Annotated in this window: 24 protein-coding genes; 21 read left to right on the plus strand and 3 right to left on the minus strand. The window is 73.0% G+C overall.

Annotated elements, in window-relative coordinates:
• Positions 1-127 precede the first annotated feature (127 nt).
• From GV155_RS08005 to GV155_RS08015, 3 genes are all read left to right on the plus strand, one after another.
• Complete coding sequence (locus tag GV155_RS08005; RefSeq protein WP_160006870.1) at positions 128-811, plus strand: NADPH-dependent F420 reductase; 684 nt, start codon at positions 128-130, stop codon at positions 809-811.
• Positions 812-934: 123 nt separating this feature from the next.
• Entirely contained in the window at positions 935-2,929 is a 1,995-nt protein-coding gene (gene thrS / locus GV155_RS08010; protein WP_160011005.1) for a threonine--tRNA ligase, read from the plus strand.
• A gap of 14 nt (positions 2,930-2,943) precedes the next feature.
• A complete protein-coding gene (locus GV155_RS08015; protein ID WP_160006873.1) occupies positions 2,944-3,945 on the plus strand; it encodes a hypothetical protein in 1,002 nt (333 codons plus the stop codon).
• On the opposite strand, the gene GV155_RS08020 is transcribed toward GV155_RS08015, so the two are convergent.
• On the minus strand, positions 3,907-5,100 hold the full coding sequence (locus GV155_RS08020; protein WP_160006876.1) for an MFS transporter: 1,194 nt from the start codon (positions 5,098-5,100) through the stop codon (positions 3,907-3,909). The two genes, GV155_RS08015 and GV155_RS08020, sit on opposite strands and share 39 nt — an antisense overlap.
• A gap of 23 nt (positions 5,101-5,123) precedes the next feature.
• Here GV155_RS08020 and GV155_RS08025 point away from each other — a divergent pair, with 23 nt between their 5' ends.
• The 6 genes from GV155_RS08025 to GV155_RS08050 all read left to right on the plus strand — a co-directional run bounded on the left by GV155_RS08025 (position 5,124) and on the right by GV155_RS08050 (position 10,956).
• Positions 5,124-5,696, plus strand: coding sequence for a TetR/AcrR family transcriptional regulator (locus GV155_RS08025; protein WP_160006879.1), 573 nt, complete (start codon positions 5,124-5,126; stop codon positions 5,694-5,696).
• 443 nt (positions 5,697-6,139) lie between these two features.
• A complete protein-coding gene (locus tag GV155_RS08030; RefSeq protein ID WP_160006882.1) occupies positions 6,140-7,147 on the plus strand; it encodes an AurF N-oxygenase family protein in 1,008 nt (335 codons plus the stop codon).
• Between the two features lies 1 nt (position 7,148).
• Positions 7,149-8,876, plus strand: coding sequence for an FAD-dependent oxidoreductase (locus GV155_RS08035; protein WP_160006885.1), 1,728 nt, complete (start codon positions 7,149-7,151; stop codon positions 8,874-8,876).
• A gap of 1 nt (position 8,877) precedes the next feature.
• Positions 8,878-9,642 (plus strand): TetR/AcrR family transcriptional regulator, encoded by a 765-nt coding sequence (locus GV155_RS08040; RefSeq protein WP_160006888.1) that lies wholly within the window; start codon positions 8,878-8,880, stop codon positions 9,640-9,642.
• Positions 9,639-10,208: an HIT family protein gene (locus GV155_RS08045; protein ID WP_236554155.1), complete on the plus strand. Its 570-nt coding sequence runs from the start codon at positions 9,639-9,641 to the stop codon at positions 10,206-10,208. Before GV155_RS08040 ends, GV155_RS08045 begins: the two co-directional genes overlap by 4 nt.
• Before the next feature lie 55 nt (positions 10,209-10,263).
• Positions 10,264-10,956, plus strand: a complete 693-nt coding sequence (locus GV155_RS08050; protein WP_160006891.1) for an HAD family hydrolase — start codon at positions 10,264-10,266, stop codon at positions 10,954-10,956.
• A 73-nt stretch (positions 10,957-11,029) separates the two neighbouring features.
• Here the strand turns inward: GV155_RS08050 and GV155_RS20435 are convergent, their stop codons facing one another.
• Positions 11,030-11,176: a hypothetical protein gene (locus GV155_RS20435; protein ID WP_201300106.1), complete on the minus strand. Its 147-nt coding sequence runs from the start codon at positions 11,174-11,176 to the stop codon at positions 11,030-11,032.
• Positions 11,177-11,364: 188 nt separating this feature from the next.
• Between GV155_RS20435 and pgsA the strand changes: the two genes are divergently transcribed.
• The 12 genes from pgsA (at position 11,365) to GV155_RS08110 (ending at position 23,547) form a co-directional block, all read left to right on the plus strand.
• Positions 11,365-11,994, plus strand: coding sequence for a phosphatidylinositol phosphate synthase (gene pgsA / locus GV155_RS08055; RefSeq protein WP_160006894.1), 630 nt, complete (start codon positions 11,365-11,367; stop codon positions 11,992-11,994).
• 96 nt (positions 11,995-12,090) lie between these two features.
• A complete protein-coding gene (gene pdxS, locus GV155_RS08060) occupies positions 12,091-13,008 on the plus strand; it encodes a pyridoxal 5'-phosphate synthase lyase subunit PdxS (protein ID WP_160006897.1) in 918 nt (305 codons plus the stop codon).
• A gap of 130 nt (positions 13,009-13,138) precedes the next feature.
• A complete protein-coding gene (gene pdxT / locus GV155_RS08065) occupies positions 13,139-13,753 on the plus strand; it encodes a pyridoxal 5'-phosphate synthase glutaminase subunit PdxT (RefSeq protein ID WP_236554156.1) in 615 nt (204 codons plus the stop codon).
• A gap of 101 nt (positions 13,754-13,854) precedes the next feature.
• On the plus strand, positions 13,855-14,622 hold the full coding sequence (locus GV155_RS08070; protein WP_160006899.1) for a YebC/PmpR family DNA-binding transcriptional regulator: 768 nt from the start codon (positions 13,855-13,857) through the stop codon (positions 14,620-14,622).
• A 166-nt stretch (positions 14,623-14,788) separates the two neighbouring features.
• The gene (locus tag GV155_RS08075) at positions 14,789-15,328 is read left to right on the plus strand and encodes a crossover junction endodeoxyribonuclease RuvC (RefSeq protein WP_236554469.1); all 540 of its coding nucleotides are present in this window, start codon (positions 14,789-14,791) and stop codon (positions 15,326-15,328) included.
• On the plus strand, positions 15,325-15,921 hold the full coding sequence (gene ruvA / locus GV155_RS08080; protein WP_160006905.1) for a Holliday junction branch migration protein RuvA: 597 nt from the start codon (positions 15,325-15,327) through the stop codon (positions 15,919-15,921). The genes GV155_RS08075 and ruvA overlap by 4 nt, the downstream gene beginning before the upstream one ends.
• A 49-nt stretch (positions 15,922-15,970) precedes the next feature.
• The gene (ruvB, locus tag GV155_RS08085) at positions 15,971-17,056 is read left to right on the plus strand and encodes a Holliday junction branch migration DNA helicase RuvB (protein WP_160011011.1); all 1,086 of its coding nucleotides are present in this window, start codon (positions 15,971-15,973) and stop codon (positions 17,054-17,056) included.
• Between the two features lie 104 nt (positions 17,057-17,160).
• Positions 17,161-17,481 (plus strand): preprotein translocase subunit YajC, encoded by a 321-nt coding sequence (yajC, locus tag GV155_RS08090; protein WP_160006908.1) that lies wholly within the window; start codon positions 17,161-17,163, stop codon positions 17,479-17,481.
• Between the two features lies 1 nt (position 17,482).
• Positions 17,483-19,363, plus strand: a complete 1,881-nt coding sequence (gene secD, locus GV155_RS08095; protein WP_160006910.1) for a protein translocase subunit SecD — start codon at positions 17,483-17,485, stop codon at positions 19,361-19,363.
• Positions 19,363-20,613 carry a protein translocase subunit SecF gene (secF, locus tag GV155_RS08100; RefSeq protein WP_160006913.1) on the plus strand — a complete coding sequence of 417 codons (1,251 nt, stop codon included), beginning with the start codon at positions 19,363-19,365 and terminating at the stop codon, positions 20,611-20,613. The genes secD and secF overlap by 1 nt, the downstream gene beginning before the upstream one ends.
• A complete protein-coding gene (locus tag GV155_RS08105) occupies positions 20,610-21,158 on the plus strand; it encodes an adenine phosphoribosyltransferase (protein ID WP_160006916.1) in 549 nt (182 codons plus the stop codon). The genes secF and GV155_RS08105 overlap by 4 nt, the downstream gene beginning before the upstream one ends.
• Positions 21,159-21,309: 151 nt before the next feature.
• A complete protein-coding gene (locus tag GV155_RS08110; RefSeq protein WP_201300289.1) occupies positions 21,310-23,547 on the plus strand; it encodes a RelA/SpoT family protein in 2,238 nt (745 codons plus the stop codon).
• Between the two features lie 268 nt (positions 23,548-23,815).
• Here GV155_RS08110 and GV155_RS08115 read toward each other — a convergent pair whose 3' ends face one another.
• Positions 23,816-25,048 carry a DUF349 domain-containing protein gene (locus tag GV155_RS08115; RefSeq protein WP_160006922.1) on the minus strand — a complete coding sequence of 411 codons (1,233 nt, stop codon included), beginning with the start codon at positions 25,046-25,048 and terminating at the stop codon, positions 23,816-23,818.
• Positions 25,049-25,087: the final 39 nt, after the last annotated feature.

A 25,087-nucleotide genomic window follows, 5' to 3' on the forward strand; every position in this document is an offset into this window, starting at 1 on the left:
GTCGGACCACCTTGGCGTGAGGTCGCACCCACGTCCACCACCCGCGCCGTCGGCGGGTCGACCGGTCCCGCCGGACCCTCGTCGGACGTCGCAGGAATGACGGCGGCGGGAGGTCCGTTCCCCTCCCATGACCACCATCGGAATCATCGGAGCAGGCAACATCGGCAGCAACGTCGCGAAGCTCGCGATCGCGGCGGGTCACGAGGTCGTGATCGCCAACTCCCGCGGGCCGGAGACGCTCGCCGACCTGATCGAGCAGCTGGGCCCGCGCGCCCGCGCCGCCACCGCGACCGAGGCGGCCGAGGCCGCCGAGCTGGCCGTCGTGACGGTGCCCCTCAAGGCCCTGGCCGACATCCCCGCGAAGCCGCTGGCCGGCAAGATCGTGATGGACACGCTGAACTACTACCCCGAGCGGGACGGCCAGATCGAGGCGCTCGACGAGGAGACCACGACCACCAGCGAGATGGTCCAGGCCCACCTGGCCGAGAGCCACGTCGTGAAGACCTTCAACAACATCTACTTCGAGCACCTCGGCACCAAGGCCCGCCCGGCCGGCGACCCCGAGCGCGCGACGCTGATGATCGCCGGGGACGAGATGCCCGCCAAGCGCGAGGTCGCCACGTTCCTCGACTCGCTCGGCTACGACGCCTACGACGCCGGCACCTTGGCGGAGTCCTGGCGCTTCCAGCGCGACACCGCCGCCTACGCCGGCGTCTACACCGAGGGCGGCGACTTCTCGCGCTTCGTCCCGGCCGACGCCGACCGGATCCGCGAGAAGCTCGCCCAGTCCAAGCGCTACCGCGACATGTGAGGCAAACCGGGGCGCGCGGCGTCGGCGGTCCTCGTTACGATCGACCGGCGGCGCGCCCCTGCGCCGTGCCCCCGCCCGGGCAGACCGTCCGGGCAGTCGACCGAGGAGCACCCGGTGCCAGAGATCCACGTCGTCCGCGCCCACGCCGAGCGTGAGGGCCAGCGGGAGACGACCACCACCCAGGTGGACGACGGCACCAAGGCCTGGCAGCTGTTCGCCGACGAGCCCGAGGTCATCGCCGCGCGGGTCGGCGGCGCGCTGAAGGACCTCGCCCACGACCTGGTCGAGGGCGACGAGGTCGAGCCGGTCGCGATCGACAGCCCCGACGGGCTCGACATCCTGCGCCACTCCACCGCGCACGTGATGGCCCAGGCCGTGCAGGACCTCTTCCCGGACGCCAAGCTCGGGATCGGCCCGCCGGTCGTCGACGGCTTCTACTACGACTTCGACGTCGAGACCCCGTTCGTGCCGGAGGACCTCGCCAAGATCGAGACCCGGATGCGCAAGATCATCAAGGAGGGCCAGCGGTTCTCCCGGCGGGTCACCACCGACGCCGACGCGCTGAGCGAGCTGGCCGAGGAGCCGTACAAGGTCGAGCTGATCGGCCTCAAGGGCAGCGGGAAGAGCGACGACGCCGCCGAGGGCGCGTCGGTCGAGGTCGGCGCCGGCGAGCTGACGATCTACGACAACGTCAACCGCAAGGGCGAGACCGCCTGGAGCGACCTCTGTCGCGGGCCGCACCTGCCCACCACCAAGCGGATCCCGGCCTTCACCCTGATGCGCTCGGCCGCGGCCTACTGGCGCGGCGACGAGAAGAACAAGCAGCTGCAGCGCATCTACGGCACCGCGTGGCCCTCCAAGGAGGAGCTCGACGCCCACCTGCACCGCATCGAGGAGGCCGAGCGCCGCGACCACCGCAAGCTCGGGCGCGACCTCGACCTGTTCAGCTTCCCCGACGAGATCGGCTCCGGCCTGCCCGTCTTCCACCCCAAGGGCGGGGTGATCAAGCGGGAGATGGAGGACTACGTCCGCCGCCGGCACATCGAGGAGGGCTTCGACTACGTCGGCACGCCCCACATCTCCAAGGAGGGGCTCTTCCACACCTCCGGGCACCTGCCGTACTACGCCGAGGGGATGTTCCCGGCCTTCGGCCTCGACGGCAACGAGTACCGCCTCAAGGCGATGAACTGCCCGATGCACAACCTGATCTTCCGCTCCCGCGGGCGCTCCTACCGCGAGCTGCCGCTGCGGCTCTTCGAGTTCGGGCACGTCTACCGCTACGAGAAGTCCGGCGTCATCCACGGCCTGACCCGCGTGCGCGGGTTCGCCCAGGACGACTCGCACTCCTACGTCACCCCCGAGCAGGCCCCCGGCGAGATCAAGCACCTGCTCGACTTCGTGCTGAGCCTGCTGCGCGACTTCGGCCTCGACGACTTCTACCTCGAGCTGTCCACCCGCGACGACTCCAAGCCCGACAAGTTCGTCGGCGACGAGGTCGAGTGGGCCAGGGCCACCGAGGTGCTCGCCCAGGTCGCCACCGACACCGGGCTCGAGCTCGTGCCCGACCCCGGCGGGGCGGCCTACTACGGCCCCAAGATCTCCGTGCAGGCCCGCGACGCCATCGGGCGCACCTGGCAGATGTCGACCATCCAGTACGACTTCAACCAGCCCCGCGGCTTCGAGCTCGAGTACCAGGCCGCCGACGGCTCCCGCCAGCGCCCAGTGATGATCCACTCGGCCAAGTTCGGCTCCATCGAGCGGTTCCTCGGCGTGCTCGTCGAGCACTACGCCGGCGCCTTCCCCCCGTGGCTGGCCCCGGTCCAGGTGCAGGGCATCGCGATCGCCGAGCGGCACGCCGACCACCTGTACGACGTGGCGCGGCAGATGAAGGCGCGCGGGATCCGGGTCGAGGTCGACGACTCCGACGACCGGATGCAGAAGAAGATCCGCAACGCCCAGCTGCAGAAGGTGCCTTTCATGGTCATCGCCGGCGACCAGGACGTGGAGGCGGGCGCGGTCTCCTTCCGCTACCGCGACGGCCACCAGGACAACGGCGTGCCGATCGAGGAGGCCATCCAGCGGGTCGTCGACGCGGTCGCCTCCCGCGCGCAGGTCTGACCCGGCGCGTGCAGGTGTCGTACGCCCGGGGGGTCGCCGTCGCCGTGTCGGCGGCGGCGCTCCTGCTCGCCGGGTGCGGGTCGTCGGAGGGGGAGCCGTCGCCCGAGGAGGTCGTGTCGTCCGCGCCGGCCGTCGAGGACGACCGGCCCGGCCCGGCGCCCGACGACGGGGCGTCCGCGGCGCCGACGCAGATCCCGGAGTCCGCGCCGTCCATCGACGAGGACGCGCTCGGCGACCTCGCCGAGCTGGCCGAGCAGAGCGCCCGCGAGCAGGACGACCTGGCCCGCACCGGGATCGTGCTCGGCTCCGACATCTCCTGGCCGCAGTGCCCCAAGGGCCTGGGCATCCCGGAGCGGCCGACCCTCGGGCTGCCGCCGCCGCTGCCGGAGGCGGAGTACGTGATCATCGGCCTGACCAACGGGCCCGCCTTCACCCAGAACCCGTGCCTGGCCGACCAGGTGGAGTCCGTCCGCTCCTCGGGGCGGCTGCTCGCGTCGTACGCCGTGACCAGCTATCCCGACGACGAGGCGCTCGAGGCGGTCGGTGACGACGGGCCGTACGACGGGTCGACCCCCGGCGGGGCGCTGGCCAACACCGGCTACCAGCAGGCCGCCTTCGGCGTCGCCGAGATGGAGCGGACCGGCCTGGAGACCCCGGTGGTGTGGGTCGACGTCGAGCCGGTCAGCGACTTCGAGTGGAGCAGCGACCTGGAGGCCAACGCCGCCGTGGTGCGCGGGGTCGTGCGCGGCTACGAGGACGCGGGCTACGAGGTCGGGATCTACTCCACGGCCTACCTGTGGGCCGAGATCGTCGGCGACCTGGAGCTGGGCCTGCCGGAGTGGCGCGCGGCGGGGGAGACGTCCCGGGCCGAGGCGCTCGCGCGGTGCGGCCCGGACTCCTCGATCCAGGGCGGGGAGCCGGTGATGGGGCAGTGGCTGGCCGACTCGCGCGACCACAACGTGACCTGCCCCGGCGTCTCAGCCGACCTGGGCCGCTGGTTCGCCGACCCGAGCTGACGCCTCCCGGCTGCGGGTGCGGTCGCGGGGGCGGGTGACGGCCGAGAGCGTGCCGAGCAGCGTCGCCGCCGCGGCCGCGCCGAAGGCGGTCCCGGGACCGGTCTCGAGCAGCCGGCCGACCAGGGGCGCGCCGGCGGCCTGGCCGAGCAGCGCGGCGACGAAGAACGCCGACGCCGCCGGCCCGGGGGTGCGGGAGACCTGCACGGCGTAGGCGATCAGCACGGTCGTGCCGGCGTTGAACCCGAGCCCGAACAGCAGGGTCGCCGCCCACCCGGTCCACCGGTCGTCGGCCACGGCGAGCAGGACGGTCGCGGCCGCCGTGAGCGCCAGGCACGCCACCCAGCCCCGGTGCGGTCCGCGGCGCAGCAGCCAGGGCGCGACGGGTGCCGACAGGGCGGCGCCGACGCCGAGCGCGACCCAGGCCAGGATCGCGTCGGTCGGCGCGACCCCGGCGTCCTGCAGCACGGTCCGGCCGTAGGTCCACACCGCCGCGCTGCCGACGCCGAAGGCGAACGCGCCCAGGGCCGGGGCGATCCAGGCGGGGGAGAGGTCGACGGCCTCGCCGTGCTCCTGCTTGTGGCCGTCCTCGTCGGGTGCGGCCAGGTGGCGGGAGGCGTGCAGCGTCCAGGCGGTGGCCAGGGCCGTGACCACGGCGGCGACCACCCACGCTGTACGCCACTGCTGGCCGACCGCCAGCGCCAGCAGCCCGGCCACGACGAGGCCTGGGCCGGGGCCGGCGTTGACCAGCGACTGCGCGCCGGCCGAGCGGGCGCCTCGGACCGCCCGGGCGACCAGGACCACGAGGGCGGGGGAGACGGCACCGGCGCCGCCGCTGCCGAGGACGACCGACGCGGCGAACCAGCCGACGGTGGGGGCGGCGGCCACGCCGGCCGCGCCGAGGGTGCCGGCCACGCCGGCGGTCAGCACGACGGCGCGCGGGTGGCGCTGGCAGGTGAGCAGGGAGAGCGACGCCGCGACGCAGTAGGCCAGCGAGGTCAGGCCCGACACGACCCCGGCGTCGACCGAGCTGAGTCCGAGGTCCTGCTGGACGGCCGGGAGCACCAGGCCGTACGCCCCCCGGACCAGGCCGTAGGTGGCCGCGACCAGGGCGGTGCCGGCGAGGACGAGGGGCAGTGATTGAAACGGTCGTTTCATAGAACGCACGTTACAGTCGAGTCATGGCCACCCGCTCACCCGCCCACGACCGGCTCCTCGACGCCGCCGACGACCTCGTCGCCACCCGCGGCTGGGCGGCCACGCCCGTCGACGTCGTGCTGGCCCGGGCCGAGGTCGCGCCGGCGACGCTCTACGCCCACTTCGGCAGCAAGGACCGCCTGCTCGCCGCGACCCTCGACCGGCGGCTGGCCCGATGGGACGAGGCCTGGGCGGCGGCGGTCGCCGCGGCCGACGACGACCGCGGCCGGCTGCTCGCCGTCTTCGACGCGCTCGCCTCGTTCGGCGAGGCCTACGGGCGGACCCGCTGGTGCAGCTTCCTGGGCGCCGCTGCCGAGGGCACGACCTCGGAGGAGGCGGTGGCCGACGCCGTGCGCCGCGACTCCACCCTGCTGCGCGACCGGCTGGTCGCGCTCGCCGGTCCGGTGGCGGGGGAGGGTCGTGCGGAGGAGCTGGGTGCCCACCTGCTCGTCGTGGTCACCGGCTGCCTGGCGATGCGCCTGCGCGACCCCGACGACGACCAGCTGGCCCGCGCCCGCGCCACCGCGGCTCTGGTCGTCGACGCCTTCACCGCCTGACCGTCCGGCCGGCCCGCGCCGCGCCCACGAAACGCTGCCCGCGGACCGCCCGTCTTCGCCCTGGACGGTTGCTCGTGCGTAGCAAGGTGTTGCGACCGACTGCGTGGACCACGTCGCCGCAGGTCAGCGGCCTGCCCCGCCGGGTGCGCCGACGGTTGCTACGTAGGAGCAACGAAGGGTGGCGAACGTCCGAGCCAGCGCCAGCCGCAGGACGCGCCCAGCCAGATAGTCCCTGACGAAATCGTCGCGGATCGGCCCGGGACGCGACGATTTCGTCAGGGACTATCCGCTCGCGGGCGGACGAGCGGGCGGGCGGACCGGAGGGTGCCGACAAAGGTGGTCCAGATGTCGCGACACGCTGTCGCACTCAACCCTTTACACGTGACAAGGCGTCGCACTAACCTGAGTGACCAGCACCACACTCCCCGGCGAGAGGTACGGCGATGACGCTCACGCAGCACTCGCAGCACGCCCGGCAGGACCTCGAGGCCGACGCGCGCCGGGCGGCGTACGAGGCCCGCCTCCGCACGCTCAGCGAGGCGTCGGTGACCCAGCACTTCGACGCGTTCACCGACATCGCCTGGGACGCCCCGGAGAACGAGGTCCGCCCCGACGACCCGCGGTGGGTGCTCCCGGCGATCGACACGCTGGGCAGCCACGAGTGGTACCAGGCGCTGCCGCACGACCGGCAGGTCGAGGTCGGCCGCTACCGCCAGGCCAACGTCGCCAAGGTGGGGCTGCAGTTCGAGCAGATCCTGGTCGCCGGGCTGATGAACTACTCCTTCACCCGGCCCAACGGCTCGCCCGAGTTCCGGTACGCCACCCACGAGGCGACCGAGGAGTGCCACCACACCCAGATGTTCCAGGAGCTGGTGAACCGCACCGGCGTCGACGTCACCGGGGGCACCTGGGGCTTCCGGATGCTGGCGCCGTTCCTGCCGCTGTTCGCGCGCTGGCTGCCGGTCGCGTTCTTCGTCGGCGTGCTCGCCGGCGAGGAGCCGATCGACCACGTGCAGAAGTCGATGCTGCGCTCCGGCGACGACCTGCACCCGCTGCTGCGCCGCGTGATGCAGATCCACGTCGCCGAGGAGGCCCGCCACATCGGCTTCGCCCACGAGTTCATCACCCACAAGGCCCCGCAGCTCGGCTTCGTCCAGCGGTTCTGGCTCTCGCTGGCCTTCCCGGTGATCATGCGGGTGCTCTGCGACCAGATCATCGTCCCCAGCCGCCGTGCGCAGCGCGAGATGGGCATCCCGCGCCACGTCGTCAAGGACCTGTGGTGGCGCCGGCCGGAGTCGCGCAAGCTGCTGCGCGACCTGTTCGCCGACGTGCGGATGCTGGCTGAGGAGGCCGGGCTGACCAACCGCCTCTCGCGGGTGCTGTGGCGGCTGCTGAAGATCGACGGCCGCTCCTCGCGCTACCGCAGCGAGCCGGCCTCCGCCGCGCACTGACGTGCCCTACGTCGTCACGCAGTCCTGCTGCGCCGATGCCTCGTGCGTCGTGGCCTGCCCGGTCAACTGCCTGCACCCCGCCCCCGGCGAGCCCGGCTTCGCCGAGGCCGAGATGCTCTACGTCGACCCCGACTCGTGCGTCGACTGCGGCGCCTGCGCGACGGCCTGCCCGGTCGACGCGGTCGTCCCGCACACCGCGCTGACGCCCGACCAGGAGCCGTTCCGCCAGCTCAACGCCGACTACTTCGCCGTGTTCCCGCACCGCGACCGCACCCCGCTGGCCGTCGTGCCCCGCCAGCGCCGGCTGCGTGCGAGCGGGCCGTTCGCGGTGGCGGTCGTCGGTGCCGGACCGGCCGGGCTCCAGGTCGCCGACGAGCTGCTGCGCCATCCCGAGGTCACGGTCGACGTCCTCGACCGGCTGCCCACGCCGTACGGGCTGGTCCGCTCCGGCGTCGCGCCCGACCACCAGGCGACCAAGCAGGTCGAGCGGCTGTTCGCGATGATCGAGGACCAGCCGGGCTTCGGCTACCTGCTCGGGGTCGAGGTCGGCCGCGACGTGCGGCTGGCCGAGCTCGCCGGGGCGTACGACGCGGTGGTCTACGCCGTGGGCGCCTCGGCCGACCGGCGCCTCGACGTGCCGGGCGAGGACCTCGCCGGCTCGGTCGCGGCGACCGACCTGGTCGGCTGGTACAACGGCCACCCCGACCGCCGCGCCCTGGCCGTCGACCTGTCCCACGAGCGTGCGGTGGTGGTCGGCAACGGCAACGTCGCCCTCGACGTCGCCCGCGTGCTGACCCTCGACCCGGCCGTGCTGGCCGGCACCGACGTCTCGACCGAGGCCCTGGCCGTCCTGCGCACCGGCGGGGTGCGGGAGGTCGTCGTCCTCGGCCGGCGGGGACCGGCGCAGGCCGCGTTCACCGTGCCGGAGCTGGTCGGGCTGCGCGGGCTGGCCGAGGCCGGCCGGCTCGAGGTCGTCGTCGACACCGGGGGAGAGGCGCTCGGGACGACCCCGCGCGAGCGGGTGCTGGCCGAGATCGCCGCCCTGCCCCGCCCGGCGGCCGGGACGCCCCGCGTGGTGCTGCGGTTCCTGACCCGGCCCGTGGAGGTGCTGGGCGACGCCGCCGGCGAGCGGGTGACCGGCCTGCGGGTCGAGCGCACCCGCCTGGTCGAGGTGGACGGCCGGGTCACCGCCGTCGCGACGGGGCTGACCGAGGACCTGGCGACCGGGCTCGTGGTGCGCTCGGTCGGCTACCGCGGGCACCCGGTGACCGACCTGCCGTACGACGACGTGACCGGCACCGTCCCGCACGAGCGCGGCCGGGTCCGCACCGGCGTCTACGTCGCGGGGTGGGTCAAACGGGGCCCGACCGGGTTCATCGGCACCAACAAGACCGACGCCCAGGAGACCGTCGAGGTGCTGCTCGACGACCTCGACGTGGGCCACCGCGCCGACGCGGTCGACGGGCCCGCGGCCCGGGCCCGGCGTACCGACCTGCGACGCCGGCTGCGCCGCGAGTCCGGCGCGCTCGACCTCGCCGCGTGGCGCCGCCTCGACGCCGAGGAGCGCCGCCGCGGCGAGGTGCTCGGGCGGCCGCGGGTCAAGGTGCTCGACCCGGGTGAGGCGGCGGCCATCGCCAGGGGCGGTCGCGACCGGTCCCTGCGCGACTACGCTGTGCGGACTCCCGGGGCGGTCGTCGCCCGGGGGAGACGAGCAGCGAGACGGGGATGACATGGCGGGCACGGGGGGCAAGGGCACCGACGGGCGCCAGGCCCGGTGGGACCGCCACAACCTCGTCCGCCGCCAGCACATCCTCGACGCCGCCCTCGACGTGCTCGAGGAGGTCGGCCCCGGCGTCGAGGTGAAGGTGCAGGAGGTCGCCGTGGCGGCCGGGCTGAGCCGCACCGTCGTCTACCGACACTTCGACGACCGCGCCGACCTCGACGGCGCGGTGCGCGAACGGATCGTCGAGCAGATCCGCGACGAGGTCCAGCCCGTGGTGTCCCTCGACGGGACGCCGCTGGACATCGTGAAGCGGATCATCGCGGCGTACGTCGGCTGGGCCGCGGCCCACCCCGCGCTGCACCGCTTCGCCGAGCAGGAGCCGCCCAACGGCGGCGGGTCCCACATGGAGGCCGCGATCGCGCAGATCGCCCAGCAGATCGAGGACCTGTTCTCGATGGCCGTCCAGGTCCTCGGGGTCCGCCTCGACGACGACGACCGCCAGTCCCTGGACCCCCTGGTCTTCGGGATGGTGGGCGCGGTGTTCACCGCCGTACGCCGGTGGATGGGCCGTGCGGTCCGCGAGCCCGCCGCCCCCGCCTTCGTCGAGCGCCTCAGCGAGGCGATCTTCCACCAGATCGCCGGCCTGGCCGCGACCCGCGGGGTGGTGCTGGAGCGCGACGTGCCGGTCGAGGTGCTGCTGGCCGACGCCTTCGACGAGCCGGCCCCCAGCGGGACGCCCGCGATGAGCACCGACGACGAAGGAGAACAGTGAGCACGCCAGACGGCACCACCGGCACCGACGGCACCGAGGTGCTGCGCCAGGACGGTCTCGGCGAGCCCGACGGCCTCGAGCGCCTGTGGACCCCGCACCGGATGGCCTACATCCGCGGCGAGAACAAGCCCGAGGACGACACCGCGGGCACCTGCCCGTTCTGCCGGATCCCCTCCCAGCCGGACGACGAGGGCCTGGTCGTGCACCGCGGCGAGCTGGTCTTCGCCGTGCTGAACCTCTACCCGTACGCCCCCGGGCACCTCCTGGTCTGCCCCTACCGCCACATCGCGGACTACACCGAGACCACCGACGCCGAGGCCGCTGAGATGGCCGACCTGACCCGCACCGCGATGCGGACCCTGCGGCGGGTCTCGAACGCCGCCGGCTTCAACGTCGGCATGAACCAGGGCGACATCGCCGGGGCCGGGATCGCGGCGCACCTGCACCAGCACGTCGTGCCGCGGTGGCCCGGCGACCAGAACTTCATGCCGGTGATCGGGCGCACCAAGACGCTGCCCGAGCTGCTCACCGACACCCGGGGCCTGCTGGCCGACGCCTGGGGCTAGGACCCTGCTCGATCGCGGACGTCCTCGTCCCGCCCGACCACCGGAGCCACCCCACGTGCTGAAGGCCGTGCTGTTCGACCTCGACGACACCCTCGTGGACCAGGAGGGTGCAGCTGACGCTGCGGTCGTCGCCTTTGCGGCCGAGCACGGTATCCACGACGTCGAGGTCCGTCGGCGTTGGTCGGCCATCTCCGCGGTCCACTACGGGCGCTATCAGCGTCGCGAGGTCACCTTCGCCGAGCAGCGACGGGCCCGGGTGCGCGAGCTCCTGTCGCTCGACGTCAGCGACGACGACGCGGACGATCTCTTCGGCGGTTACCTCAGGCGGTACGAGGCCGGCTGGACGCTGTTCGACGACGCCGTGCCGGCGCTCCGACGCGCCCGGTCCGCCGGGCTCGCGGTCGTGGTGCTCACCAACGGTGACGAGGAGCAGCAGCGACGGAAGCTCCGCCTGCTCGGGCTGGAGGACGAGGTCAGCACCCTCGTCGCGTCCTCGTCGCTCCCGGCCGGGAAACCGGATCAGCGCGCCTTCCGTGGGGCGCTCGCACGGGTCGGCGTACACGCCTCGGAGGCGTTGATGGTCGGCGACAGCCTGGAGGACGACGTACGCGGCGCGCTGCGTGCCGGTCTTGGAGCGGTCCTCGTCGACCGGACCGGAGACGGCCGGGCCGGACACGGCCGGACGAACGGTGTCCGTACCGTGTCGAGCCTCGACGACGTGACGTTCGGCGACACTCCCCGCCCTTGACGCTGGATCGACACCCGGGGCCTGCTGGCCGACGCCTGGGGCTAGGACCCCTGGGCGCCGGCCCGGGCGCGGGCTACTTCTTCTTCTTGCTCACGACCTTCTCGACGGCGCTGATGGCCTGCGAGGCGGCGTCGGACTTGTTGCGCTTGGCCTCGCGCTTCTCCTTGAGGGAGGCGCCGGACTTCTTGGACATGGCTTGGCGCGGTGACTTGTCGCTCATGGCTGTCCTGTCGTGGAGGGCCTGGATGGCCCCGTGCACCGACACTACGCCTGCTGCATCGAGCCGGGCGGCGCCCGCGCGCGGGCCGCTCGTCCGGCCGGCCCGCGCCGGCACTGTGCCCTTGCTATGCGCGACCGCGCGGGCCGCCGGTCCGTACGGGCTCGGGGGACCGCTAGCCTGCGGTCACCATGTTGGAGCGGTTCAAGGGTTTCTGGCAGGGCGTCGTGCTGATGCCGTTCGTCCGCCTCTTCCTGCGCCTGGGCATCAGCCCGGACGCGGTGACGCTCGTGGGGACCCTCGGGGTCGCCGCCGGGGCGCTGATCTTCTTCCCGCAGGGCATGCTGCTGACCGGGGTCCTGGTCATCACCGCGTTCGTCTTCAGCGACCTCGTCGACGGGCAGATGGCGCGGCTGTCGGGACGTACCTCGAAGTTCGGCGCCTTCTGGGACTCCACGCTGGACCGGATCGGCGACGGCGCCGTCTTCGGGGGCCTGGTCCTCTACTTCGCCGGGCCCGGCGACAACTACCTCTACCTGTGCCTGTCGCTGTACTGCGTGGTGATGGGCGCGGTCACCTCCTACGCCCGGGCCCGCGCCGAGTCGCTGGGCATGGACGCGCGCGGCGGCGTCGCCGAGCGCGCCGACCGGCTGGTGCTGATCCTGGTCGCGACCGGCCTCGGTGCGATCTTCGGGCTCGAGTGGTTCACCTACGTCGCGCTGTGGATCCTGGCCGTGGCGAACACCGCGACGGTGGTCTTCCGGATCCGCAAGGTGCACCGCCAGGCCGTGGCGGCCGACGCCGGTCCCGCGACCGTCTGACCCGCGTCTGACCCGCGTCTGACCTGCGGATCCCGGGCGTCTGGGACCTCTGGCCCGGTGGGGTCGGGGGTGGGGCGCCGGACGTACGATCGGGGCATGTCCGAGACCCAGCACGACCCCGCCGCCACGACCCCCACGACCGGCTCCGACCGCGTCAAGCGCGGGATGGCGGAGATGCTCAAGGGTGGGGTGATCATGGACGTGGTCACCGCCGACCAGGCGAAGATCGCCGAGGACGCCGGCGCGGTCGCGGTGATGGCGCTGGAGCGCGTGCCGGCCGACATCCGCGCCCAGGGTGGCGTGGCCCGGATGAGCGACCCCGACATGATCGAGGGCATCCAGGCCGCCGTGTCGATCCCGGTGATGGCCAAGGCCCGGATCGGGCACTTCGTCGAGGCGCAGGTGCTGCAAAGCCTGGGCGTCGACTACGTCGACGAGTCCGAGGTGCTGACCCCCTCCGACTACACCCACCACATCGACAAGTGGGCCTTCACCGTCCCCTTCGTCTGCGGGGCGACCAACCTCGGCGAGGCGCTGCGCCGGATCAACGAGGGCGCGGCCATGGTCCGCTCGAAGGGCGAGGCCGGGACCGGCGACGTCTCCAACGCGGTCATGCACATGCGCACCATCCGCGGCGAGCTCCGCCGGCTCGCCGGGCTCGACGAGCAGGAGCTCTACGTCGCCGCCAAGGAGATGCAGGCGCCGTACGCCCTGGTCCGCGAGGTCGCCGAGCGCGGCTCGCTGCCCGTCGTGCTCTTCACCGCCGGCGGCATCGCCACCCCCGCCGACGCCGCGATGATGATGCAGCTCGGCGCTGACGGCGTGTTCGTGGGCTCGGGCATCTTCAAGTCCGGCAACCCCGCCGAGCGTGCGGACGCGATCGTGAAGGCCACCACCTTCTACGACGACCCCGACATGATCGCCAAGGTCTCCCGCGGGCTGGGCGAGGCGATGGTGGGCATCAACGTCGAGGAGCTCCCCGAGCCGCACCGGCTCGCCCAGCGCGGCTGGTAGCCGGCCCCGGGCTCGTCCCGCCAGCCCCACCGGGAAACGCCCACCCAGTCCGCCCGGGACCCGCGCCCGGTGCCGTGAGCAGCCGGGACCGGGCCCGGGTACTCGGCGGAACGCCTCCTAGGATCGGCCAGTGACCCAGCCCCCCGCGCCCTCCTCCACCCCGGGCCCGACCGTCGGCGTGCTGGCCCTGCAGGGCGACGTGCGCGAGCACGTTGTGGCTCTGGAGGCGCTCGGCGTGGCCGCGGTACGCGTGCGCCGCGTCGAGGAGCTCGACCGCTGCGACGCGCTGGTCCTGCCCGGTGGCGAGTCCACGACCATCGCCCGGCTGGCCCGCACCTTCGGCCTGCTCGAGCCGCTGCGCGAGCGCATCGCGGCCGGGCTGCCCGTGCTCGGCACCTGCGCCGGGATGATCCTGCTCGCCGACCGCGTCCTGGACGGCGAACGCGGCCAGCAGACCTTCGGCGGGCTCGACGTGACCGTGCGCCGCAACGCCTTCGGTCGCCAGGTCGACTCCTTCGAGACCGAGCTGACGATGACCGGGCTGGCCGACCCGGTGCACGCCGTCTTCATCCGCGCGCCGTGGGTCGAGGAGGTCGGCCCGGACGTCGAGGTGCTCGCCCGGGCCGCCGGCCACGCGGTCGCCGTACGCCAGGGCCCGTTGCTGGCCACCTCGTTCCATCCCGAGGTGGGGGCGGACCTGCGGGTGCACCGGCTGTTCCTCGACGGGGTCACCGCTCTGGCCTGACCGCCCGTCAGAGGTAGGCTCGGGGCCCGGCCTCCGGGCCGCCATCGTCATCGCACGAGCCGTACGAGCCGTCACCGCACCGAGGACTGAAGAGGGACCGCATGTCAGGCCACTCCAAGTGGGCGACCACGAAGCACAAGAAGGCCATCGTCGACGCCAAGCGCGGCAAGATGTTCGCCAAGCTGGTGAAGAACGTCGAGGTCGCGGCACGGATGGGCGGCGGTGACCTGTCCGGCAACCCGACGCTCTACGACGCGGTCCAGAAGGCCAAGAAGGCCTCGGTCCCCAACGACAACATCGACCGCGCCCTCAAGCGCGGCTCCGGCGCGGAGACCGGGGGAGCGGACTACCAGACGATCATGTACGAGGGCTACGGCCCCGGCGGCGTCGCGATGCTCATCGAGTGCCTGACCGACAACAAGAACCGGGCCGCGATGGAGGTCCGCACCGCGATGAACCGCAACGGCGGCTCGCTGGCCGATCCCGGTTCGGTGTCGTTCCTGTTCCACCGCAAGGGCGTCGTCGTGGTGCCGGTGCACCAGGAGGGCCGCGAGGTCGACGAGGACACCGTCCTGGAGGCGACCCTCGAGGCCGGCGCCGAGGACGTCGCCGACCTCGGCGAGGTCTTCGAGGTGCTCTCCGAGCCCACCGACCTGATCGCGGTCCGCACCGCGCTGCAGGCAGCCGGCGTCGACTACGACTCCGCCGAGGCGGAGTTCCGCCCCGACATGCAGGTGGAGCTCGAGAGCGATGCCGCCGGCAAGGTGCTGCGCCTGGTCGACGTGCTCGAGGACCTCGACGACGTGCAGAACATCTACGCCAACTTCGACATCGCCGACGAGGTCATGGAGCAGCTGCAGGACGCCTGAGCCCCGCCCGGGCCATCCCTGGGCCTGGCCGGCGGCCCGCCGCGGGCGTGTCGGCGTACGACCTGTCGGCCCCGCCGGATAGCGTGCCGTGCGAACACACGTTCGGACGGCAGGAGGTGGGCAGGTGCGGGTGCTCGGGATCGACCCCGGCCTGACGCGCTGCGGGATGGGCGTCGTCGACGGCGAGACGGGCCGGCCGCTGACCCTGGTCGACGTCAACGTGCTGCGCACCTCCTCGGACCTCGCGGTGCCGCAGCGCCTGGTCACCATCGAGCGCGGCGTCCAGGCCTGGATCGAGGAGCACCGCCCCGACGCGGTCGCCATCGAGCGGGTCTTCGCCCGCTCCGACGTCAGCACCGTGATGGGCACCGCCCAGGCCAGCGGCATCGCCATGGTCGTCGCGGCCCGGATGGGCCTGCCGGTCGCGCTGCACACCCCGAGCGAGGTCAAGGCGGCGGTCTCCGGCAACGGTCGCGCGACCAAGCAGCAGGTCGGGCTGATGATCACCCGGATCCTGCGGCTGGACGCCCCGCCCAAGCCCGCGGACGCCGCCGACGCCCTGGCGCTGGCCGTCACCCACATCTGGCGCGGGGGCGCCCAGGCCCGCCTGGCGGCCGCCGCCGCTGCGGCCGCGACGGCCACGGCGGCCGCCCGCACCCGCACCCCCGCACGCACCACCGCACGAGCACCCGGGAGGACCCGTTGATCGCCTTCGTCCGTGGCCAGGTGGCCGAGGTCGGCCTGACCAGTGCCGTCCTCGAGGTCGGCGGGGTCGGCCTCGAGCTGATGTGCAACCCCGGCACGCTCGCCGGGCTGCGCACCGGCCAGACCGCCCACCTGCCGACCTCGATGGTGGTCCGCGAGGACTCCCTGACGCTCTTCGGGTTCGCCGACGCCGACGAGAAGCAGGTCTTCGAGCTCGTCCAGACCGCCTCCGGCGTCGGCCCCAAGCTGGCCCAGGCGATGCTCGCCGTGCTCGCCCCCGACGACCTGCGCCGCGCCGTGTCCACCGAGGACGTCAAGACCCTGACCCGGGTGCCCGGGATCGGTCAGAAGGGCGCCCAGCGGATCATCCTGGAGCTCAAGGACCGCCTCGGCGGCCCCACCGGCGTACGCCCCGCGCTCACCCCCGCACCGGCCGAGGCCTGGCGCGAGCAGGTGCACCAGGGCCTGGTCGGGCTCGGCTGGCCGGCCCGCGACGCCGACGGTGCGGTCGACGCGGTCGCCCCCGAGGCCGGGCCGCAGGCCGACGTCGCCGCCCTGCTCCGCGCGGCCCTGCGCACCCTGAGCAGGGCCTGACGTGGGGGAGGACGAGCTCGGGGCGCTCGAGGAGGCCCACCTGCAGCGGATGACCGGCGGGTCCGCGCTGACCGCGGCGGAGGCCGAGGGCGACGAGCGCGCCGTCGAGGCCGCGCTGCGGCCCCGCTCGCTGGACGAGGTCGTCGGCCAGGCCCGGGTGCGCGAGCAGCTCGGCCTGGTCCTCGAGGCCGCCCGGATGCGCGACAAGCCCCCCGACCACGTCCTGCTCTCCGGACCGCCCGGCCTGGGCAAGACGACCCTGGCGATGATCATCGCCCACGAGATGTCCTCGCCGCTGCGGCTGACCAGCGGGCCGGCGATCACCCACGCCGGCGACCTCGCCGCGATCCTCTCGGGCCTCAACGAGGGCGACGTGCTCTTCGTCGACGAGATCCACCGGATGTCGCGCCCGGCCGAGGAGATGCTCTACATGGCGATGGAGGACTTCCGCGTCGACGTGGTCATCGGCAAGGGCCCCGGCGCCACCGCGATCCCGCTGGAGATCCCGCCCTTCACGCTGGTCGGCGCCACCACCCGCGCCGGCCTGCTGCCCGGACCGCTGCGCGACCGGTTCGGGTTCACCGCCCGCCTGGAGTTCTACGAGCCCGACGAGCTCGACCTGATCCTGCGCCGTTCGGCCGGCCTGCTCGGCGTCGAGCTGGCCGGCGACGGCTCCGCCGAGATCGCCTCGCGCTCCCGCGGCACCCCCCGGATCGCCAACCGGCTGCTGCGCCGGGTGCGCGACTACGCCCAGGTCCGCGCCGACGGCGTCGTCACCCACGACCTCTCCCGGCGGGCGCTGGACCTCTACGAGGTCGACGAGCTCGGCCTCGACCGCCTCGACCGGGGCGTCGTCGACGTGCTGTGCCGGCGCTTCGGCGGGGGACCGGTCGGCGTCTCCACCATCGCGGTCGCGGTCGGGGAGGAGCGGGAGACCGTCGAGGAGGTCGCGGAGCCGTTCCTGGTCCGGATCGGGTTCCTGGCCCGTACGCCCCGCGGGCGCGTGGCCACCGCCGCCGCCTGGCGGCACCTGGGCCTGGTCCCCCCGGCCTCGAGCCTGCCCGAGGCCGTCGAGGACTCCCCGGGCACGGCCGGGACCGGCCCGGACGGCTCGCCGACACTCTTCGAGGACTGATGGGTCACCCGTCGGGGTGCTCCCGTTAGAGTGACCTGTCGGCCCTCGGCGCCCCTCGGCGCGGGTCGGACCATCCGTACCCGACGACCTCGAGAGGTTGTGCTGTGTCACAGCTCGTCAACCTGTTGCCGATCGTGGGGCTCGTCCTCATCTTCTGGCTGCTGATCCTGCGCCCCGCACAGAAGCGCCAGAAGGAGATGCGCAGCCTCCAGGCGTCGCTGACGCCCGGCGACGAGGTGCTGCTCGGCTCCGGCCTGATCGGCACCCTGCGCTCGCTCGACGACGACCGCGCCCGGGTGGAGGTCGCCCCCGGCGTCCAGGTCACCGTGGTGCGCGGCTCCATCGCGGCCCGCACCACCGCCACGCTCGACGGCCCCCCGCACGACGGCTCCCCGGACCACGACGCCCGACCCGAGGACGTCTGAGGTGGCGCGCCGCAGCCCGAAGCCCGGCCGCACCCTGCTGATCTTCTTCGTCTTCGTCGGCCTCTCCTACGCCCTCGTCGCGGCCACCGCCAGCTGGAGCCCGCGCCTGGGCCTGGACCTGCAGGGCGGCACCCAGATCACGCTGCAGGCGCAGGGCGACCCCACGGGTGACAGCCTCAGCGAGGCCCGCGCGATCATCGACCAGCGCGTCAACGGCTCCGGCGTCGCCGAGGCCGAGGTGACCACCCAGGGCGGCGACCAGATCGTGGTCGAGGTCCCGGGCGAGAACGAGCGCGACCTCGTCGAGACCGTGAGCCGTCAGGCCCAGCTCCGCTTCCGCCTGGTGGCCTGCTCCGACTCCACCCCGTGTGCCGGCTCCGCCACCAGCCCGGTCCCCGGCGGCGCCGACTCCCTGATCCCCGACACCGCCACGGGCGGCGGCGACACCGGTGGCGGCAACGGCGGCGGCACCGGCAACGGTGGCGGCGAGAACGGTGCCGGCAACGGCGGCGGCGCGGGCAACGGTGGCAGCGGTGGCAACGCCAACCGCGCCCCGGTCGGCTTCACCGACACCACCCCGGCCCCCTCCGACAGCGCCAGCCCGTCCGAGGCCCCCTCCGACGACGCCTCGGGCGCCCCGTCCGAGAGCCCGTCCGAGAGCCCGTCGGACGCTGCCTCGGAGGATCCGGCCGCCTCGAACGCCGTCCAGGGCGTCGAGGAGGCCCTGGCCTTCATGAACAGCCCGACGCCCGCAGCGGTCGAGGAGTTCAACTCCTACACCTGCCGCGACGACGGCGTCCTGCTGAACTCCGACGGCGAGCCCACCCGGCTGCCCGACGACTCCACGAAGCCCCTGGTCTCCTGCTCCGAGCCCGAGGGCTCGGTCGGCAGCACCGACTACATCCCGGCGCAGAAGTACCTGCTCTCCGAGGCCGTCATCCAGGGCACCTCGCTGACCGAGGCGTCCGCGGGCATCCCGCAGGGCCAGCTCCAGTGGGTCGTCAGCCTGCAGCTCGGCGGCGACTCCGTCGACACCTTCGCCACCATCTCGCGCGAGCTCGTCGGCACCGGCCAGCAGTTCGCGGTCGTCCTCGACGGGACGGTCATCTCCGCCCCGACCATGGACGGGGTCATCCCCAACGGCCAGGCCCAGATCAGCGGCAACTTCAACGAGGTGACGGCGACGAGCCTGACCACGAGCCTGCAGTACGGCGCCCTGCCGATCTCGTTCGGCGACGACCCCAACGTGGTCAACGTGGGCCCGACCCTGGCCGGCAACCAGCTCGGCGCCGGCATCCTGGCCGGGCTGATCGGTCTCGGCCTCGTGGTCGTCTACTGCATGTTCTACTACCGCGGCCTCGGGCTGGTGATCGTCGCCTCGCTGGCCGTGGCCGGCGTGGTGACCTACTCCAGCGTGCTGCTGCTGGCCGAGGCGGCGGGCTTCACGCTGACCCTGCCCGGCATCGCCGGGCTGATCGTGGCGGTGGGTATCACCGCGGACTCGTTCATCGTCTACTTCGAACGCATCCGCGACGAGATGCGCGACGGGAAGTCGATGCGGGTCGCGGTCGAGTCCGGCTGGAAGCGCGCTCGCAACACCTGCGTGGCCGCCGACATGGTTTCGCTGCTGGCGGCCGTGGTGCTCTACATCTTCGCCTCCGGCGTCGTGAAGGGCTTCGCCTTCGCGCTGGGGCTGTCCACCCTGATCGACCTGGTCGTGTTCTTCTACTTCACCAAGCCGCTGGTCTCCAGCCTGGCCCGCGTGAAGTTCTTCAACTCCGGGCACCGCTTCTCCGGGCTGTCCCCGGAGACGCTGGGCGTCGACGAGATCACCACCACCGCCACGCCGCGTGAGCCTGCGGCCGTGGGAGGGAGAGCCTGATGGGCAAGTTCTCGCGTCTGGGCCACGACCTCTACACCGGTCGCCGCTCGTACGACTTCGTGGGCCGCAAGTGGCTCTGGTACGCCATCTCCTCGGTCGTCCTCGCGATCGCCATCGGCGGGCTGCTGGTGCGGGGGCTCAACCTCGGCATCGAGTTCACCGGCGGCGCGCAGTACACCGTCTCGCTGCCGGCGGCCGAGGCCACCCAGGACACCGCCGACGAGCTGCGCGAGGCCGTCGCCGCGACCGACATCCCCGCGGCGTCGTCGCCGATCGTGACCACGTCGGGCGACCAGGCCGTCCAGGTGCAGACCGAGACGCTCACCGACGAGGAGAGCGCCGAGGTCGTCCAGGTCGTCCTGGACACGACCGGCACCAACCCCGCGGACATCTCCCAGGAGGAGATCGGGCCCAGCTGGGGTGCCGACATCGCCGAGCGCGCCCTGCTCGGGATCGCGGTCTTCCTGGTGCTCGTGGCGCTGATGATCTGGGCGTACTTCCGTGAGTGGAAGATGTCGCTGGCCGCGCTGGTCGCGCTGGTCCACGACGTCGTGATCACCATCGGCATCTACGCCATCGTCGGCTTCGAGGTCACCCCGGCCAGCGTCACCGGCCTGCTGACCATCCTCGGCTTCTCGCTCTACGACACCGTGGTGGTCTTCGACAAGGTGCGGGAGAACACCCGCAACCTGCCGGCGCTGAAGATGTCGTTCAGCCAGGCCGCCAACCTGGCCGTCAACCAGACCGTGGTGCGCTCCATCAACACCTCGATCGTGGCCCTGCTGCCGGTCGGCGCGATCCTCTACATCGGCGCCATCCAGCTCGGTGCGGGCTCGCTGAAGGACCTCTCGCTGTCGCTGTTCATCGGGATGGCGGTCGGTGCGTACTCCTCGATCTTCATCGCCACCCCGCTCGCGGTGCACCTGAAGCAGAACGAGCCGGACGTGCTGCAGGCCGAGCGTCGGGCCAAGGCCCGCGCCCGCGCCGCCGACCCGTACGCCACCGTGCCGTCCTACGCCGACGACATGCCGGTCGCCGACGCGCCCGAGGACGACGACCTCGGCGAGCCCGCGGTCGGCGGCCAGGAGGCCGCCGGCGCTGCCGCCGGGCCGCGCACCGCACCCCCGCGCCGCCCGGAGGCGGCCGGCAAGGGCCGTACGGTCCCGCCGTCCCGCGGGCCCGTCTCCGAGGGCGGCACCTCCGGTCGGCCCCAGCCCACCCGTCGCCCGCGATCGAAGCGCGACACATGAGCGCCGTCGAGCGCGGCGGGGAGGCCCTGGACCGGCTGATCGTCGACGTGGCGGACTACCCGCAGCCGGGGATCGTCTTCAAGGACATCACCCCGGTCCTGGCCGACCACGACGCGCTGGTCGCGGTCGTGGGCGGCCTGGCCACGGCCGGGCGCGACGCGACCGGTGCGGTTCACGTCGACAAGGTGGTCGGGATGGAGGCGCGCGGGTTCATCCTCGGGCCCCCGGTCGCCCTCGACCTCGGTGTCGGGTTCGTCCCGGTCCGCAAGGCCGGCAAGCTCCCGCGCGAGGCGCACGCCGTGACCTACGCGCTGGAGTACGGCGAGGCGACCCTCGAGCTGCACCGCGACGCCGTACGCCCCGGCGAGCGCGTGCTGCTCGTCGACGACGTGCTCGCCACCGGCGGCACCGCCGCGGCGACCCGCGACCTGGTCGAGCGGTGCGGGGGAGTGGTGGTCGCGGTGGCCGTCCTGCTCGAGCTGACCTTCCTGCCGGGTCGCGAGGCCGTGGCCGGCGTCCCGGTGACCGCGCTCCGTCCGGTCTGAGGCCCGCACCCGCACCCCCTAGGATGGGGTGATGGACGAGGAGCAGACCGTCACGCGTGACCGCGCCGACGGCTCTGCCCCGGACCCGGCCCGGCCGTCGGTGCGTCCCGAGGGCGGCAGCGTCACGGCCGCCCCGCCGTCGGCACGCGGGATGCGTGCCCGGCTGGCCCGGATGGGCACCCGCAACCAGCCCGGCAACCCGGTCCTCGAGCCGCTGCTGCGCGCGGTGCGGGCCAACCACCCGAAGGCCGACCTGGCGCTGATCGAGCGGGCGTACACGACCGCCGAGGAGCTGCACCGCACGCAGACCCGCAAGAGCGGCGACCCGTACATCACGCACCCGCTCGCGGTGACGACCATCCTCGCCGAGATCGGGATGACGGAGCCGACGCTGTGCGCGGCGCTGCTGCACGACACGGTCGAGGACACCCCGTACACGCTCGAGCAGGTGACCAAGGACTTCGGCGAGGAGGTCGCGCGCCTGGTCGACGGCGTGACCAAGCTGGACAAGGTCAAGTACGGCGACTCGGCGCAGGCCGAGACCATCCGCAAGATGATCGTCGCGATGTCGCGCGACATCCGGGTGCTGGTCATCAAGCTCGCCGACCGGCTGCACAACATGCGGACCCTGCGCTACGTGCGCCAGGAGACCCAGGAGCGGGTCGCGCGCGAGACGCTCGACATCTACGCCCCGCTGGCCCACCGGCTGGGCATGAACACGATCAAGTGGGAGCTCGAGGACCTCGCGTTCGCGACCCTGCACCCCAAGATCTACGACGAGATCGTCCGGATGGTCGCGGTCCGCGCGCCCTCGCGCGACCAGTTCCTCTCCGAGGTGATCAGCCAGGTCGAGACCGACCTGCGCGAGGCCAAGGTCAAGGCGACCGTCACCGGCCGGCCGAAGCACTACTACTCGATCTACCAGAAGATGATCGTCGGGGGCCGCGAGTTCTCCGACATCTACGACCTGGTCGGCATCCGCGTCCTGGTCGACGAGGACCGCGACTGCTACTCCGTGCTCGGCGTGCTCCACTCGCGCTGGAACCCGGTGCTCGGGCGGTTCAAGGACTACGTCGCGATGCCGAAGTTCAACATGTACCAGTCGCTGCACACCACGGTGATCGGGCCGTCGGGCAAGCCGGTCGAGATGCAGATCCGCACCTTCTCCCAGCACCGCCGGGCCGAGTACGGCGTCGCGGCGCACTGGAAGTACAAGGAGGACGGCCGCGCCGGCCTGGAGACCGAGAAGCGCGGCGACATGGACGACATGTCCTGGGTGCGCCAGCTGCTCGACTGGCAGAGCGAGGTCGAGGACCCGGGCGAGTTCCTGGAGTCGCTGCGCTTCGAGATCAACCGCGCGGAGACGTACGTCTTCACCCCTCGTGGCGACGTGATCGCCCTGCCGGCCGGGGCCACCCCGGTCGACTTCGCCTACGCCGTGCACACCGAGGTCGGCCACCACACCATCGGCGCCCGGGTCAACGGCCGGCTCGTGCCGCTGGAGTCGACGCTGGACAACGGCGACGTGGTCGAGGTGTTCACCTCCCGCTCCGCCGACGCCGCCCCGTCGCGCGACTGGCTCGGCTTCGTGAAGTCGCAGCGCGCCCGCTCCAAGATCCGGCAGTGGTTCACCAAGGAGCGCCGCGAGGAGGCCATCGAGCGCGGCAAGGACCAGCTCGCGCGGATGATGCGCAAGGAGGGCCTGCCCCTCAAGCGGCTGCTGACCCACGAGTCGCTCGGGGCTGCCGCCGGGCACTTCAACCTGGCCGACGTCTCCGCGCTCTACGCCGCGGTGGGGGAGAACAACATCTCCGCCCAGGCCGTCGTGCGCTGGGTGGTCGACCTGCACGGCGGCAACGACGGCGCCCAGGAGGACCTCGCCGAGGCCGTCACCATCACCGGGCGTCGTGGCCGCGGCCGGGCCAAGGCCTCCAGCGGCGGCGACTCCGGCGTGGTGGTCAAGGGCGCCGCCGACGTCTGGGTCAAGCTCGCGAAGTGCTGCACCCCCGTGCCGCCCGACGAGATCCTCGGGTTCGTCACCAAGGACAGCGGCGTCTCGGTGCACCGCCAGGACTGCCCCAACGCCTCGTCGCTGCGCAAGCAGCCGCAGAAGGTGCTCGAGGTCGAGTGGGCGCCCACGGCGCAGTCGATGTTCCTGGTCAACATCCAGGTCCAGGCGCTCGACCGGGCCCGGTTGCTCTCCGACATCACGATGGCGCTCTCGGACGCCCACGTGAACATCCTCTCGGCCACGCTCAGCACCGGCCGCGACCGCGTCGCCACCTCGCGGTTCACCTTCGAGATGGCCGAGACCAAGCACCTCGACCAGGTGCTGCGCACTGTGCGTACGGTCCCCGGCGTCTTCGACGCCTACCGCGTCACGCAGTAGCGCCCGTACGCGCCGGCGACGGCGGCCTCCGCCGGGATAGTCCCTGACGAAATCGTCGCGTCCGGGCCGCATCGACGACGATCTCGTTAGGGACTATCTCGCTCCCACGCCCGGCCCGGGCTGCTGGGTCGACGTCGACGTCGGCGTCGGACTTGTCGGGCAAGTTTCGAACTTGTCGGCCTTTGCAAAGGCCGACAAGTTCGGAAGTCCCCGGCCGACCGGGGACTTCGCGGCCCACCCGGACGAGCCGAGGCCGGCCTCGGACGCGTCAGCCGGAGTAGTCGGCGGCGGCGCGGCGGGCCATGTCGAGGAACGCCTGGCGGGAGGCGAGGTCGTCCTCGAGACGCTTCGTACGCTTGTCGTCGCCGGCCGCGCGGGCCTTCTCCAGATCGGCCTCGACGCCGGCGATCGCGGCCTCGAGCTTGGCGACCATGTCGTCGGCGCGGGCGGACTTCTCGGGGTCCGAGCGCTTCCACTTCTCGTCCTCGACCGAGCGGATGGCCTGCTCGACCTTGCGGATGCGGCCCTCGAGCTCCTGGACCCGGTCGCGGGGGACCTTGCCGGCCTCGTCCCACTTGTCGGCGATGTCGCGGAAGGCGCGCTTGGCGGCCTCGGCGTCGGTGACCGGCAGCAGCGCCTCGGCCTGGACGATCAGCTCGTCCTTGACCACGGCGTTGGCGGCGTACTCCTGGTCCAGCTCGGCGTTGGCCGCGTCGCGGGCGCCGAAGAACTGGTCCTGCGCGCCGCGGAAGCGCTTCCACAGCGCGTCGTCGACCGACTTCGGCGCGGGGCCGGCGGCCTTCCAGTCGCGCATCAGGTCGCGGTAGCGGCCCGAGGTCGGGCCCCACTCGGTGCTGGTGGCCAGCGACTCGGCCTCCACCACGAGGCGCTCCTTGACCACCTGGGCGCCGCCGCGCTTCTCGTCCTGCTCGGCGAAGTGCTGCTTGCGGCGCTTGCCGTACGCCGACCGGGCCGCGGAGAACCGCTTCCACAGGGCGTCGTCGGAGGGGCGGTCGATGCGGGGCAGGGCCTTCCACTGCTCCAGCAGGTCGCGGAGCCGGGTCGAGCCGTGGCGCCAGTCGTTGCCGGCCGCGACCTTCTCGGCGATCTCGACCAGGTCCTCCTTGGCCTTCTTCGCCTCGGCGTTGCGCTGCGCCTTCTCGGCCTTCTTGGCGCTGCGCTGCTGTGCGAGCACGGGGCCGAGGGAGTCCAGGCGCGCGGTCAGCGAGGCCAGGTCGCCCACGGCGCTGGCCTCGACCAGCGACGCGCGGACGGTCTTGACCCGCTCGGTCGCCTCCTCGGGCGACAGCACGCCGGAGCGGACCCGCTGGTCCAGGAGGTGCACCTCGGTCTCCAGGGCGGTGAAGCGCTCCCCGTAGAAGGCCAGCGCCTCCTCGGGGGTGCCCTCGGGGTACTGGCCGACGGCACGCTCCTCGCCGGTCACTGTGCGCACGTACACGGTGCCGGTGTCGTCGACCCGGCCCCACTCGCTGCTCGTCACTGCCGTTCCTCTTCGTCGCGGTCGTCTCGTGCTGGCGTC

The organism is Nocardioides sp. AX2bis, from assembly GCF_902506435.1.
GTDB lineage: Bacteria > Actinomycetota > Actinomycetes > Propionibacteriales > Nocardioidaceae > Nocardioides.

Coding starts and splice junctions, on each gene's coding strand:
- GV155_RS08020 (WP_160006876.1), bottom strand. CDS start 5,100: ATGAAACGACCGTTTCAATCACTGCCCCTCGTCCTCGCCGGCACCGCC.
- GV155_RS08025 (WP_160006879.1), top strand. CDS start 5,124: ATGGCCACCCGCTCACCCGCCCACGACCGGCTCCTCGACGCCGCCGAC.
- secF (WP_160006913.1), top strand. CDS start 19,363: ATGGGCAAGTTCTCGCGTCTGGGCCACGACCTCTACACCGGTCGCCGC.
- GV155_RS08110 (WP_201300289.1), top strand. CDS start 21,310: ATGCGTGCCCGGCTGGCCCGGATGGGCACCCGCAACCAGCCCGGCAAC.
- GV155_RS08075 (WP_236554469.1), top strand. CDS start 14,789: ATGGGCGTCGTCGACGGCGAGACGGGCCGGCCGCTGACCCTGGTCGAC.
- GV155_RS08040 (WP_160006888.1), top strand. CDS start 8,878: ATGGCGGGCACGGGGGGCAAGGGCACCGACGGGCGCCAGGCCCGGTGG.
- ruvB (WP_160011011.1), top strand. CDS start 15,971: ATGACCGGCGGGTCCGCGCTGACCGCGGCGGAGGCCGAGGGCGACGAG.
- pgsA (WP_160006894.1), top strand. CDS start 11,365: ATGTTGGAGCGGTTCAAGGGTTTCTGGCAGGGCGTCGTGCTGATGCCG.
- GV155_RS08005 (WP_160006870.1), top strand. CDS start 128: ATGACCACCATCGGAATCATCGGAGCAGGCAACATCGGCAGCAACGTC.
- GV155_RS08105 (WP_160006916.1), top strand. CDS start 20,610: ATGAGCGCCGTCGAGCGCGGCGGGGAGGCCCTGGACCGGCTGATCGTC.
- GV155_RS08030 (WP_160006882.1), top strand. CDS start 6,140: ATGACGCTCACGCAGCACTCGCAGCACGCCCGGCAGGACCTCGAGGCC.
- GV155_RS08070 (WP_160006899.1), top strand. CDS start 13,855: ATGTCAGGCCACTCCAAGTGGGCGACCACGAAGCACAAGAAGGCCATC.
- GV155_RS20435 (WP_201300106.1), bottom strand. CDS start 11,176: ATGAGCGACAAGTCACCGCGCCAAGCCATGTCCAAGAAGTCCGGCGCC.
- pdxS (WP_160006897.1), top strand. CDS start 12,091: ATGTCCGAGACCCAGCACGACCCCGCCGCCACGACCCCCACGACCGGC.